The sequence below is a fragment of the Mycobacteroides immunogenum genome (assembly GCF_001605725.1).
GTDB lineage: Bacteria > Actinomycetota > Actinomycetes > Mycobacteriales > Mycobacteriaceae > Mycobacterium > Mycobacterium immunogenum.
The window spans coordinates 5,116,534-5,129,312 of record NZ_CP011530.1 but is presented as its reverse complement, the minus strand read 5'-3'; the positions used below and the strand labels follow the sequence as shown (position 1 = coordinate 5,129,312).

The 12,779-nt window shown below is 64.4% G+C and carries 12 protein-coding genes; 5 read left to right on the top strand and 7 right to left on the bottom strand.

Annotated elements, in window-relative coordinates; translation table 11 throughout:
* The first annotated feature begins 21 nt into the window (after positions 1-21).
* On the top strand, positions 22-1,860 hold the full coding sequence (locus ABG82_RS25355) for a DUF2339 domain-containing protein (RefSeq protein WP_043076250.1): 1,839 nt from the start codon (positions 22-24) through the stop codon (positions 1,858-1,860).
* 55 nt (positions 1,861-1,915) lie between these two features.
* On the opposite strand, the gene ABG82_RS25350 is transcribed toward ABG82_RS25355, so the two are convergent.
* From ABG82_RS25350 to trmB, 7 genes are all read right to left on the bottom strand, one after another.
* Complete coding sequence (locus ABG82_RS25350) at positions 1,916-2,548, bottom strand: hypothetical protein (protein WP_043076251.1); 633 nt, start codon at positions 2,546-2,548, stop codon at positions 1,916-1,918.
* Position 2,549: 1 nt separating this feature from the next.
* The gene (locus tag ABG82_RS25345) at positions 2,550-3,854 is read right to left on the bottom strand and encodes a colicin D domain-containing protein (protein WP_043076252.1); all 1,305 of its coding nucleotides are present in this window, start codon (positions 3,852-3,854) and stop codon (positions 2,550-2,552) included.
* Positions 3,854-4,144, bottom strand: a complete 291-nt coding sequence (locus ABG82_RS25340; RefSeq protein WP_043076253.1) for a WXG100 family type VII secretion target — start codon at positions 4,142-4,144, stop codon at positions 3,854-3,856. The genes ABG82_RS25345 and ABG82_RS25340 overlap by 1 nt, the downstream gene beginning before the upstream one ends.
* Positions 4,141-4,443 (bottom strand): WXG100 family type VII secretion target, encoded by a 303-nt coding sequence (locus ABG82_RS25335; protein ID WP_043076254.1) that lies wholly within the window; start codon positions 4,441-4,443, stop codon positions 4,141-4,143. The genes ABG82_RS25340 and ABG82_RS25335 overlap by 4 nt, the downstream gene beginning before the upstream one ends.
* 170 nt (positions 4,444-4,613) lie before the next feature.
* Positions 4,614-7,631, bottom strand: a complete 3,018-nt coding sequence (locus tag ABG82_RS25330; RefSeq protein WP_043076255.1) for an MMPL family transporter — start codon at positions 7,629-7,631, stop codon at positions 4,614-4,616.
* Between the two features lie 38 nt (positions 7,632-7,669).
* On the bottom strand, positions 7,670-8,347 hold the full coding sequence (locus ABG82_RS25325) for an NYN domain-containing protein (protein ID WP_407661894.1): 678 nt from the start codon (positions 8,345-8,347) through the stop codon (positions 7,670-7,672).
* Positions 8,348-8,349: 2 nt separating this feature from the next.
* The gene (gene trmB / locus ABG82_RS28005; protein WP_162269212.1) at positions 8,350-9,156 is read right to left on the bottom strand and encodes a tRNA (guanosine(46)-N7)-methyltransferase TrmB; all 807 of its coding nucleotides are present in this window, start codon (positions 9,154-9,156) and stop codon (positions 8,350-8,352) included.
* 132 nt (positions 9,157-9,288) lie between these two features.
* Between trmB and ABG82_RS25315 the strand changes: the two genes are divergently transcribed.
* The 4 genes from ABG82_RS25315 to ABG82_RS25300 are packed head-to-tail and all read left to right on the top strand — an operon-like array spanning position 9,289 to position 12,700.
* Entirely contained in the window at positions 9,289-10,362 is a 1,074-nt protein-coding gene (locus ABG82_RS25315) for a hypothetical protein (RefSeq protein WP_043076257.1), read from the top strand.
* The gene (locus tag ABG82_RS25310; protein WP_043076394.1) at positions 10,359-11,804 is read left to right on the top strand and encodes a hypothetical protein; all 1,446 of its coding nucleotides are present in this window, start codon (positions 10,359-10,361) and stop codon (positions 11,802-11,804) included. The genes ABG82_RS25315 and ABG82_RS25310 overlap by 4 nt, the downstream gene beginning before the upstream one ends.
* Positions 11,801-12,151 (top strand): DUF6802 family protein, encoded by a 351-nt coding sequence (locus ABG82_RS25305; RefSeq protein ID WP_043076258.1) that lies wholly within the window; start codon positions 11,801-11,803, stop codon positions 12,149-12,151. Before ABG82_RS25310 ends, ABG82_RS25305 begins: the two co-directional genes overlap by 4 nt.
* A gap of 3 nt (positions 12,152-12,154) precedes the next feature.
* A complete protein-coding gene (locus ABG82_RS25300) occupies positions 12,155-12,700 on the top strand; it encodes a DUF6199 family natural product biosynthesis protein (RefSeq protein WP_043076259.1) in 546 nt (181 codons plus the stop codon).
* Positions 12,701-12,779: the final 79 nt, after the last annotated feature.

The window sequence follows — 12,779 nt, the reverse complement described above, 5'->3', positions numbered from 1 at the left end:
TACCGGCGGCGGTAGGTCTACGTGTTCACCTCGCAGCGCGTACCCAGCACGCTGAGAAGCATGACAGATCCACAGTTGCAGCAGATGACCGCGACGCTGGACGAACTCGACGGGCGCGAACGGGCGCTGCGCGGCGAGCTCGACGCGCTCCGGGGCCGGATGGTCGAATGGACCCAAGCCGAATACCTGAAGGCCCAGCAGTATTGGGACGACTACCGGCGCACCCAGGGCGCCGTACACCCCGGCGCGCCTGCTCCCGAAACGGCCCCGCCGCCGCGGCCTGCGCGGATGCCAGTGCAGTCCCCTCCCCGCACACCGCCCCGTCCGGAACCGTTGTGGATGCGTGAAGGATTCGCGAGTAGGGCCATGGCATTCGCGGGCGCGGTGGTAACACTTGCCGGTGTGGTCATGCTGCTCGTGCTGGCAGCTAAGAGTGGGTACTTCGGGCCGATACCGCGCATGGTGTCCGGGGCGGTCCTTGCGGGCGCCCTGGTGGGCCTGGGTATTCGGGTGTACTCGCGCCCGGGTGGTCGTATAGGTGGTATCGCCACGGCGGCAACGGGATTCGCGGCAGCATTCTTCGATGTGTTGGCGCTCACCGTGATTTATCACAAAATTCCGGTGGTGGCTGGGTTGGTCATGGCGCTGGCCATCGCGGGAGCCGGCCTGGTGTTGGCGCGGCAGTGGAACTCCGAGCCCTTTGCCGCGGGTGTGGTCGCCGCGATTACGGTGCTGGCGCCATTTCTCACCGACGGGTTCAGCGTCGAACTGGGTGCCTTCGCGCTGGTGTTGCTGATCGCGAGCCTGCCCGCACAGCTTGGCCGGAATTGGCCGGTGCTGCACGCGTTCCGCACCGTTGGCGTCAGCCTGACTCTGCTGGCGGCCATGTATGTGTGCCACACGGCGTCGGTCGCCCTGCTCACCATGTCGGTGGTGGCTCTGCTGGTCACTCTGGTGGGTTCGCTCTGGCTGCTCACCGGTGAGCACGATGACATCACCTCATCGGTGATGGTTGCCGTCGCATCGTCGCCGGTTCTTTACGGTGCGCTCTTCTTCGCGGTGTGGCCGCTGGGCGTGCTGGTGCCGGTCGGTGTCGCCGCGGTGATGGGCGCGGTGCTGCTGCTGGTCAGTGGTCTTCCGTCGCACGCACGCATCAGCATGGCCGCGGTGGCGGGTCTGGCGCTGTTGCAGGCCTCGGTGGATGGTGCGCGGGATGCGCTCCTGGCGGTGGTGCTGTTGGCCATCGCACTATCCTTCTGCGCCCTCGGATACCAACTGCGGGATCGTGTCGCGCTAGTGCTGGGGCAGGTGTTCGGCGCGTTGGGCGCAGCGGTCTACCTCGCGTACGTGCCGCCGGATCTGCTGACCGACTCGATAAGCGCGGTACGACAGGCGGGTCCGCTCTTGGTCGTCGCCAGCGTGCTCATGGCGGCTACGGTCGGGATGGTGCTGGCGGCCGCGCAGCGGGTCGGCTGGGCGAGCCCGCAGTCCGCGTCCACGCGTGGTGTGCTGGCCGGAGTCTCGATGCTGTACTCCGGGACGGCGGCGGTGGTGCTCTCGGGTACCGCGCTGCTGGGCAACAATGATGGATTCTTGCTCGGTCATGGTGCGGCCACCGTGTCCTGGATGGCGGTGTCGGTGGCACTTCTCCTGGGCGGTCTGCGCCGTTACCGTCACCAGAGCTGGTTTACCAGAGCAGGATTCGTGCTTGCCGCGATGGCTGTGGCCAAGCTGTTCCTGTTTGACCTCGCGACCCTCGACGGTATCGCGCGCATCGGGGCCTTCATCGCGACAGGTCTGCTGTTACTGGGTGGCGGCACGCTCTACGCACGTGAATACGCCACTCGCGGTGAGAGTTAACTGACTCGATCTCGGCGCGAAGGTGCGAATCCCGCCCTTTGCGCCGAGATCACGCTCAGTCGGCCGTCAAACCAAAGGTGCTTTCCAGGGCTTTTGTTCGCTCTGCCGCCAGCGATCGTGCATCCCGTCCATACGCATCGCTGCCGACGTCAGGGGAGCCCATTTCGAGTTCCGCGGCGTCCGCATACGAGGTGTCCAAGAGGTCGTGGAAGACCTGCCATTGGTCACCAACGTCTTGGACGGAGTAGATGTCGGCGATGAAACCCTCCGCGGCGAGCGTGCCCTGTGCGTACGCGGACGACAGATCGCGGATCCTGCGCGCCAAATCGGCTTGTTTGGAGAGGTATTCAGTGTCTGGCGAGTCAAGCTCGACGAGCTTGCCGTAACGCTCTTCAAGATGGGGGATTCGTTCTTCGATCAAACGCCGTCGCATTTCTGCCTCGGAGATCACGTGCGTTTCGGTGGGATCACTGGGTTGGTAGGCGGGTACGTAGTCTTCGATGTCCGTGAACATGTCTCGTACCGTCGGGTCGTCGACGGCCGCGCCGGTGATGAATCTGGATCGCAGCGACATGAAGTTACGGGCATAGACCCTCGCGGTGATCGTTCCGCCGAGATACTGTCCGACCAGTTTTCCCAATGCTGTAAAAAACGCGGCTTCCTCGGTGTGATGAGCTTCGTTCGTCATGTCACCAGAACCTTCCGCCGCTAAGTAATCCCTGGTATTGCTGGGGGGTCATTTCCCAGCACGACCAAAACTCGCCATTCGGCCTCTGCATGACCATCTTTCGCGTGACTGGGTTATAGGTAACCACCGCTGGCCCTTGGCCATGGTAGTCGGGCACGCTGATCCTCTTGTTCGCAGGATCACCAAGAAATCCCTCAATTGATTTCTGAAATTTTTCCAGGTTCGCCTTGTTTCGGTTTCCTTCGATTCCAAACATATCCCTGGCGTGCGAATCGAATTTTTTGTCCAGGTTGCTCTTCTTGTACGTGACTTGGAGCTTGGGAGGTTCAGGCGTTTTGGTCTTACCCGGGCGCAGTGGCTTGGGGAGTTTCGCCGCCAACGCCTCCATCGCCCCTTTGAACTTTGTGACCCCTTCGGTGAGCACCCGGCCTGTCTTGGAGAGTTTGGCTGTGGTGACCGCAGTCTCAATAAGATTCTTGATGTACTTGGAGGCCCTTGTGATGCGCCAGGCGGCAACACCAGCGCCCGCCGCACTGGCGATACCGGCAGTGACAAATGAGAGCGCTATTCCCACCGCTATCGATGCAGCTTGCTCGATGAGCATCTGCTCAACAGTGTCCTTGATGTCTTGCCGTAATTTATCCAGTGTTGCCTTGAAGTCCCCGCAACTCGGGCCGATGGCGTCTACTGCCTTGCCGATCTCAATGACGGAGTTTTGGATTTCGCCATACTCAGCTTCGATGAGATCGATCTCAGGACTTTTGTCCTCGACGATAGTGTCTCGTCCGGCCGCTAGGACATCGATTGCCGCGCGTAAATCGTTGTCGGCGAAACTCTTCCAAGCAGATTGGGCGGTGTCGAGTTTCCCGGTATCCCCATTGGGAATCGGGATACCGATTTCACCGACGAGATCGATGACTCCTTGGAGCCCTGTCCCCGAATCGCCGATCGCGGACGGCGGTGCGGCCGCCTGTACGGTCGTCGGTTGTCCCTCGTCGGCACGTTCTTCACCGGGAAGGGACCCCTGGAGCCCATCGGATTCACCCCAGTTGTAGGCGGTTTGCTTTAGCCGGGCCGAAAAGCTGACAAGTGCCGCGGTGGTGCTGTTGATGCCCTCGATGATGTCTTTGGCGGCTGCGTCGTACTCTGCGCCCCACTGCTTTCCGGCGATATCGCTACCGGCCATTGAATCGGTGCCCTCTAGAGCAAGGGTGATGGCACTGGCGCCCTGGGCCAGAAATTTTGAGGCATCGTCAGCGTCGCGGGCGATGCTGAAGTAGTTGCGATAGACGATCTCGGTAGGCATCAGTCAAACATCGATCTGTTGATCGCACGAGCGTCGTCATAAGTCTGCCCAACTCCGCTCAGCCATTTCGACATCTCGCCGAGTACGTCCTTCAGTTCTGCTGCGGCTTTCAGCCATTCCCTCGTGTTCTCGCGGAACTGATCGCCAGCCACACCCTGAAAAGACTGTTCAGACCTGTCGACCTCCGCAGTGACCTTGTGCACTGCTTCGGAGACCTGATCTGAGTACTCGGTCAGAGTCCTCGACGTGTTGTCGATGTGCTCCCTGTCGAACACGAGTCGGTCGATCACGCGTTGATCTGTCCGTCAACACCGGAGATGCCTGTGGCGCTGGTCTGTTCTTGAGCGAGGTAGGCCTCGACATTATTGATGATCTTCTGGGGTATCTCATCCAAGTGCTTCAAGATCTTCTCTGCCTGCGACACCAGAGCCTCGTACTGGTCATCGAACTCGTCGGCGCGATTACCGAGCCATCCCTCCTGCAGGACGGATGCTGCGCTATCGAGGGTCTGCCAACCCTTCTTCGACGCGTCCGCCATCGCACGGACAACCGATGCGGTGATGTGCAGGTCATCACTGTCAATGAGCACGATTCGTCAGCCTCCCCTCGGTATGGCGAAACCCTAACCGGGGCAAATCAAGATCGCCACCCGAACCCGAGATGACATCTACGAACGCAAAAGCCGAGTAACGCCGTACCTGAGTGTCATCTCGGCGGAGGTGCGGGGACCGGGAGCGCCCGAAGCCCGCGGGGGCGTCGCTAGATGCGGCGCCCCTCGCGGCGCAGGAGATCCTGGGCGCTCACACTGCCACCACGGCTGCGGCGGGTGGCCTCATCGGCCTCCTGCTGCTGTTGCGGTGTGCGGTTCTGTCCGGGGGCAGGCAGTGCCTCCGTGGCATCAGCCGCAGGCTTGGCAGGCTGCTCGGGCCGTGGCCGCTGCGCCCGGGGCGGTCCCTGGCGCTGGGGATCCGGCTGCGCGATCGGCATGGCCGTCGTCGCGTCCTCGCCCGGGGTGCCGTTGGCGCGGTTCGGCTGTGCCGGTTGCGGATTGGATTGGGGCTTGGATACCGGAATGGCAGTGGTGGCGTCGCTTGCCTCGGTGGCCGGGGCGGAGCCGGGCTGCTTGGGGCCGCGCAGCTCGCCGAGCCAGGACTCGATCTCACGGTCGGCATTGCGGCGGTCCGGGCGATGGGTGCCTGCTGTGCCGGCACCCACGGCGCTGCTGCGGGTGGTCGGAGCATCCGGGCCGGCCGGATTCCCGCCCGGTACCTGCGTGGTGGGGGCATCGGTGGGAGCAACATTCTTGCCGGGCAACGTCATCCGCGTTGTCGCGGGAGCGTCCGCACTGTCATTGCCCGCCAGGTTGACCGGAGTGGTCGGGGGAGCGGGCGGGGGCGGAGTAGGGCGCGCCGGTGCCGACGGATCGTGCTGACGCGCCGTGGGGGTCGACGGCAGCCGGGTGCGCTCAGAGGCGATCGGCAGCTTGGTGGTGCGCGCGTTGGACCCGACAGGAGACGACGCGGCGGCGATGGCCTGTTCGCGGCCGGTCGGACGCTTGCGTTCGTCGGGCAGGGTGACCTCACCGAGGCCCAGTTTGACCTGAATACGCTTCATCCACGCCGGAGCCCACCAGCAGTCGTCGCCGAGCAGCTTCATGACCGCCGGGATGAGCAGCATGCGGACCACGGTGGCATCCAGGATGAGCGCGGCGATGAGGCCGAACGCTAGATACTTCATCATCACCAGATCGGAGAAGGCGAAGCCGCCGGCCACCACGATCAGGATCAACGCGGCTGCGGTGATGATGCGGCCGGTGTTGGCGGTACCCACCCGCACGGCCTCGGTGGTCGACAGCCCCTGATGGCGCGCCTCGATCATGCGGGACATCAGGAACACTTCGTAGTCACTGGACAGGCCGTAGATGACGACGATGATCAACACGATGACCGGTGCCGTCAGTGGTGTCGGGGTGAAGTTCAGCCACTTGGAGAAGTGCCCGTCGACGAATATCCACGTCAGGATGCCCATCGTGGAGCCCAGGCCCAGGGCGCTCATCACGGCGGCCTTGATGGGCAGCACCAGCGAGCCGAACGCCAGGAACATCAGGATCGTGGTGACGCTGATCAAGACCACGATCACGAAGGGCAGCTTGCCGAAGACGGTGTCGATGGAGTCCTGCTCCAGGGCGGGCGTGCCGCCGACGTACATGGTGACGCCCTTGGGTACCGGAATCTCGCGTAACTGTTTGACCTTCGCCCCGGCGGTGTTCCGGTCGACCAGGGCGTTCTGGATGACCTTGACACTGCTATCGCCGTCTTGCGTGACCGGTTTGCGCCGCTGCCACATCTGAGTCTTGTCGCCATCGGGTTCCACGAAGCCCGGGACCTTCATCGCGTCGGCGCGAATCTGATTGAGCTGCGAGTCGGTGGCACCCTTGGTCACGATGGTGATGGTCTCGGTGCGGAAACCGGGGAACAGGGTGTCGAAATTCTCTTGCGCCTGACGCACGGAATTTGTTGGCGGCAAGTACTTTTCGCTGAATCCACCGAGTTTGAGGTTGCCCAGCGGAATGATGAGCAGCAGCATCACGATGACGATCGGCACGGCGAACACCAGCGGCCGCTGCATGACGTAGACGACGGTGCGTCCCCAGAAGCCGTTCTCCAGCTCCTCGCGCGACTTGGTGCGGCTGAATCGCTTGATGCTCAGCGCGTCCACATGCCGCCCGAGAACGCCGAGGCAGGCGGGCAGCACGGTGACGGCCAGAATCGCGGCCAGCAGCACCGAGGCGATACCCGCGTAGGTCAGCGACCGCAGGAACTGCTGGGGCACGATCAGCATCGGCATCAGGGCCGCGGCGATCAGGGTCGCCGAGAAAATGACGGTGCGGCCGGAGGTGATGACGGTGCGGCGTACGGCGGTTTCGGTGTCGTAGCCTTCCGCGATCTCTTCGCGGAACCGGCTCACGATGAACAGCGAGTAGTCGATGGCGATACCCAGGCCGATCAGCGTGACCACAGGCTGGGCGAAGAAATGCACCGGGGCGAAGAGCGTGATCAGTCGCATGATGCCCAGGGCGCCGGCGATGGTGAGACCACCGACCATCAGGGGCAGGCCGGCAGCGATCACACCGCCGAAGACGAAGAACAGCACGACGGCCATGACGGGCAGCGACAGGACCTCCATGCGCTGCTGATCCTTGCCGATGGTTCCGGTCAGCTCACTGGCGACGGGTTGCAGGCCGGCCAGCTGGATATCGACGCCGTCCATCAAGAACTTGTTCTTGGCGGGGTCGTCGTCCTTATCGGGGTTCGACAGGGCCTTGTAGTTGTTCAGGATGGTGTCGTCGTCGTCGCCCTTGAGGCTGACCGAGACGAAGGTGTGCTTGCGATCCTCCGTCACCATGCGCTTGACGGTGGGGTCGGTGGTGGTGGGGGCGCGTAGCCAGCCGGCCCAGCCGTACACCTGGTCGGGGTTGTCCTTCTGAAGCTGATCGAAGTGGTCGATGACCTTCTTCTGGAAGGCGGGGTCATCGACCGTCTTGCCCTCGGGGGCGGCGATGACGGCGACCACGTGGGTGGTTCGGTCACGCCCCAGGGCGTCGTCGGCCATGACCGAGGCCTTGACTGACTCGCTGTTGTCGGCGAAGAAACCGCTCTGCGTCACGTGGTCGCCGAGCGTGATCCCGAAAAGCCCGGAACCCAGGCAAACCGTGACGAACGCGGCAACGACGATGAACCGATACCGGTACACCATTCGGCCCCACCAGGCGAACACAGAATCTCCTAACTAGCGTCTGTCACGCGCTGAGTTTTTCATGTCCTGGACGTCAGCAACGCCGACAACGGTCGGAATGGCTGCAACCAGGCGCCTTCGTCGGGGAGCGAATCGAGACACACCCGCGGCAATGCTCGGGGGAAAACTCCGGGTATGTCCTCGAGATCGACGAACTCCAGAATATCCGAGGTTAGCGCCCAACTCGCATGTTCGCGAAATCCCAGCACACTGACGGGCACCCCGGCGCCGGCGATTATTTCCAGCGGTTCGCGGAAAGCCTGACCATCTGCCGAGGCCACGAGCACCCCGGCTAGGCCCTCGGCGGACCGCAGCTCGATATGAGCAAGCATGTCGGCGTCGACGTCGCTGTCTTCGTCGATCTTGGGTTTGGCGAATACCGCAAACCCAACGTTGCGCAGCGCCTCGACCCATGGGCGCACCACTTCGGCACTCCCCGGCGCGATATTGGTAAACACGGTGGCCTCGGGTTCGACGAGGCAGTCGGAATGGTCTGTCGAGTACGCGGCGGTGCGCTCCAGCAGCCACCGGCCCAGCGCGTCGAAGCGCGGCCGGTTCTCCGCGGAGGGGCGGCCGCCGAGGATGGCTCCCAGCCCCATGTCGAGGTTCGGCGCGTCCCAGACCAACAAAACCCGCAGCACCCGGCGCCGGCGGTTGGATTCATCCACCCTGTCCAGCTGCTGCAGATCCTCGGCCAGGCTCACAATCGCTCCCAGACGAAGTCGTTGATGGTGCTGCCGACGGTGTGCGCCTTACCTTCGAACTTGGTGGTGGGCCGATTCACCGAGACCGGGATACGCGGATCGTCCAGCTCGAGGCGGCGCAGCGTGGGTTCGTTGTCGCCGACCTCGGCGATGTGTTCGGCGTAGTTCGCGTGGTCGGTGGCCACGTGCAGGGTGCCACCGGGACGCAGGCGGTCGGAGAGCAGCGCCACGGTGCCGGCTTGCAGCAGCCGCCGCTTGTGGTGGCGGGATTTGGGCCAGGGGTCCGGGAAGAACACCCGGGCGGCGGTCAGCGAGCCCGACGGCAGCAGGTATTCGAGTACGTCCAGCGCGTCGCCGCGGATCAGCCGGATGTTCTCGATGCCCTCGCGATCGATCGCTGACAACAGCTGGGCCAGGCCCTTGCGGTAGACCTCGACCGCCAGTACGTCGAAATCGGGCTCCTGCAGTGCCATGGCAGCAGTGGATGTCCCTGTGCCACAACCAATTTCGAGAATCAGGGGGGCGCTGCGCCCGAACCAGGCGGTGGGGTCCAGCGCTGGGCGGGCGCCGTCGGCTTCGCGGGCGAGGCGGCCGTAGGTAGGCCATGACTTGTCCCAGGCCCGCTGCTGGCGCTCGGTCAGTGAGGAGCCGCGCGATCGGAAGCTGGAAACCCGGCGTGGATGGAGGTTCTGATCCTCTGCCGGGGTGGGGGAGTCGGCGCCGACGGTGCCCGGGAGCTGGTCGGTGGCTGGGCCGACGCTCCGCTCGTGGCCGTCACAACGCATATTCCCATGGTCACCCATAGGCGGCAGATCCCATAATCCCGGTGGGTATTGATACGCAACAGTTGCCTATCGGGGTGCAACCCTCCACCTGCTCAGGTGAGAATGTGAGCATTTGGCGCACGAGTCTCGAGATTGGGTCTGGAAACAACTATGACGCGGGGGTTTGAGGTCTTCCGGGCGACGCTCGACCGGTTCGCGACGCGTCCCGAGATTCGCCAGGTCCATGGTGGCCAGCGCATTCACGATGTGGTGGTGCGGGCCGGGGACCCGCTACGGGTCACCGTCCGGGGCCGTGCGGGGGTGGGAGTCACCACTGTGATCGGCGCGTTGGGGCGGACCTTGCCTGCCGAAGACGGGCCGGGGCACGCACTCATCGAAGTGCCGATCGTGGGCACGGACCCAGAACCAGTGGCAGCGGACGTGGACGTCGTGGTGTTCGCGGAGGCGCTCAAGCCCGAGGACCGCGCCGTGCTGGTGGCGTCTGCCGCACCCAAGGTGCTGATTCTCAATAAGGCGGACCTGACCGATCCGGGTGCTGCGCGGGGGCCCTGGACTGCGGCCGTGTCGCGCTGCGCCGAGTACCGTGCCGAGACCCGGGTCCCGACGCTGCCGTTGTCCGCGCATGTCCCGTTGGTGAGCCTCGATGACGGCATGGTCGAGGCACTCAAGCTGATGGTGGAGAGCCCGGCCGACACCAGTTCGGTCGATGCCTTCGTCACCTGCACCCACGAAGTGCCGGTCGCGATGCGGCAGCGCATTCTGCATGAACTGGACCTGTATCCGATGGGATGCGCGATCGGGGCACTGCGGCAGGTTCCCACCCTGGCGGCCCCGGGACTCAGCGCGCTGTTGCGTGATCTGTCCGGGATCGACGCGGTGGTCACCGCCATTCGTGCGGCCATCGCGCAGGGCTGGTATCGCCGGATGCGCACGGTGCTGTCCGAACTGCGCAAGATCGGCGTGACCGGTGTGCTGCCGGTACAGATCGATTCCTTCCTGAACAGCGACGACGTGGTGGTGGCGGCGATGCAGTGCGCGGTGGAGGCCGCCACGGCCGCGGGCATCCCGGTGGAGATCAGCGATCACCCGGAAGATCACCGGTATCGCGCCGAGCGTTGGCAGCGCTTCGCCGCCGGACCGGTCAACGCCACCTACGCCGCGATCGGCACCGACATCGTGCGTGGATCGCTGCGACTGTGGCGCCGGGCCGGAGGCCGCGCATGAACACCCCGGACGACAGACGGGTCGATGAGCTGGTGCTTGCGGTGGATCCGGCGCTCGGCCCGCTGGGTGTGGAACCGCAAGATGCCGTCATGGTGACCGGCAGCTGGTTGGCCGGTGCGAGCACCCTGGCCACCGAGCTGAAGTCGCGGATATCGGGGATGCGCATCGTCGAACCCGAGGATCTGCGCCATGGGCAGGCGCCGGCGGTGGTGGTTTTCGTGTGTAGCGGGACGGCGCCGCTGACACCCTCGGACTGCGGACTGATCCAGTTGGCCGCCGCCAATACCGACGCGCTGATCGCGGTGGTCTCCAAGATCGACGTGCACCAGTCCTGGCGTGAGGTGATGGAACGGAACCGGGAGATCTTGGCCCGGCACGATTCCCGCTTTCGGGGCATCACCTGGCTGGGTGTGTCGACGCGCGGTGCCGGGCCGGGGCTCGACGACCTCGCGCGGGAGGTGCGCGAGATACGCCGGGAGTCCAGCCTGGACGAGCGTAATCGGTTGCGCGCCTGGGCAACTCGCCTGCAGGGCATGCTCAACGTGCCTCCCGAGGCGGGTGAAGGGGCGCGTGCGGACGAGCTGCGTAATCAGCGGCAGGCGGCAGTGCGGCGCACGCGGTCGAGTAAGTCGGAACGAACCCTGGCGTTGCGTAATCGCATCGCCCAGGCCCGGATGACGCTGCTGTACTTCGCGCGTAAGCGAGTCGGCTCCGTCGGCGGTGAGCTCCGCGAGGACATCGCCGAACTGAAACGGCGAGACGTCGCGGGTTTCGGCGACCGGGTACGGCAGCGCGTGGCCGAGGTGGTCGCGGAGGTGGAGCAGGGCACCGAGGAGCATCTCGCCGAGATTTCCGCGGAGGTGACCGAGCGTTGGGTTGCGCCGCGGCCCAGCACCAACCGCCCGACACCACCGGAGGCCGGTGATCCTCCGGTGCGCTCGCGTCGTCTGGAGACCCGGATGATGGCGCTGTTCGGGATCTTTTTCGGCTTGGGTGCGGCGCTGACGGTGTCGCGGCTGGTGGCCTATGCGCGGCCGGGCCTGGCGCCGGTGGGTTTGGCGGTCGGATTGGTGGCCGGCGCCGTCATCGCGGTGTGGTTGGTGGCGGTGCGGGGTCTTTTGCACGACCGCGCGGTGCTGGAGCGCTGGTTGGCCGACACCATGGGGGAGTTGCGCGCCTACCTGGAGCAATGGGTGGGGGCGCGAGTGCTCGAGGTGGAGACCAGACTCAATGCCGATTTGGTGGAGATCGACGAACGTGAGAACGACAAGCTGGCCGCCAGGGTCGGGCAAATCGATTCCGAGCTGCGCGAAGCAGCCATGAATACCGCGCGGGCAACGGCGCTGCGTAACCGTGACCTGCCGTCCGTACACCAGGCGCTAACCAAAATCACCAACCGGCTGGACGTTCTGGCCGGAAGCGGCGAGAATATGACGTCATGATCGACGGTTTTGACCAGGGCCTACCTGGCGGCCTGGGGGAGGGTGTGCCCGAACCGGGACATGCCCTCAGCCCCGACGTGCACCTCGATCACCACATGTATCTGCCCACCGACGGCGGGCTGGTGGACCTGGGTACGAATCTCATCGACACCGACCACGACGGTATCGGTGACACCGTCGTCGTGCATCAGCCCGACGGGGGACTTGAGATCGTCTCCAGTAGCCACGAGGACGGTGTCGCCGACAAGGTGACCACGTTCGGTGCGGACGGCACCTACGAAACCTGGGTGCGGGGATCGGGTGCGCACTGGGAGCTCATCGAACACGGCCGCGTCGGCGGTAAGTAATACGTGATCCTTCTTGGGATTCTGTGCTTTCTGGGCGCGGCGATTTCCCTCTACTTCGCGTTCAAGCCGAAAGAGGCCTTCTACCTCGACGAGGGCTGGAAGTTCAAGGACAAGGTCGAACCCTCGGACGCGTACACCGGGATCAACGGGATCGGCAGGATCGTCGGCGCGGTGCTGTTGGTCGGTGTGGGCATCGGGGCCATCAGCATGCATGTGGACGAGAAAAGGACTGACGACGAGACGGCGGCCACCGCCACCTCCAAGGAGAAGTGCGAGAACGAGGTGCTGCCGCGCTTCAAGCAGACCGTCCGGTGGAACGGCACGGTAGTGGCCAACCCGGACGAGGTCAGGGCGCTGGGCAGAGAGCTGAATGTCGAGGTGCAGATCAACCGCGGCAAGGGTTGGTCGGTGCGGCAAGACGCATCTATCGAGTACGACGACATCCGGGTCTCGGATCCCAAGAAACCGGGAAACTCGCAGGTGATCTTTTCGCTATCCGGGCAGTATCTGCCCGACTCGCGGGGTTGGGGTTTGGACCGCTGCTACTAGGGCTATGACGGACTGTCCATGACCCCGTTTCACGCTGAACGACACCAGCGCTAACCTCATATATCTAGGTGCCGACCAG

What these genes read in the sequence shown, in the direction of transcription:
- ABG82_RS25350 (WP_043076251.1), bottom strand. Translation starts at nt 2,548, where the DNA reads ATGACGAACGAAGCTCATCACACCGAGGAAGCCGCGTTTTTTACAGCA.
- ABG82_RS25345 (WP_043076252.1), bottom strand. Translation starts at nt 3,854, where the DNA reads ATGCCTACCGAGATCGTCTATCGCAACTACTTCAGCATCGCCCGCGAC.
- trmB (WP_162269212.1), bottom strand. Translation starts at nt 9,156, where the DNA reads ATGGGTGACCATGGGAATATGCGTTGTGACGGCCACGAGCGGAGCGTC.
- ABG82_RS25315 (WP_043076257.1), top strand. Translation starts at nt 9,289, where the DNA reads ATGACGCGGGGGTTTGAGGTCTTCCGGGCGACGCTCGACCGGTTCGCG.
- ABG82_RS25310 (WP_043076394.1), top strand. Translation starts at nt 10,359, where the DNA reads ATGAACACCCCGGACGACAGACGGGTCGATGAGCTGGTGCTTGCGGTG.
- ABG82_RS25305 (WP_043076258.1), top strand. Translation starts at nt 11,801, where the DNA reads ATGATCGACGGTTTTGACCAGGGCCTACCTGGCGGCCTGGGGGAGGGT.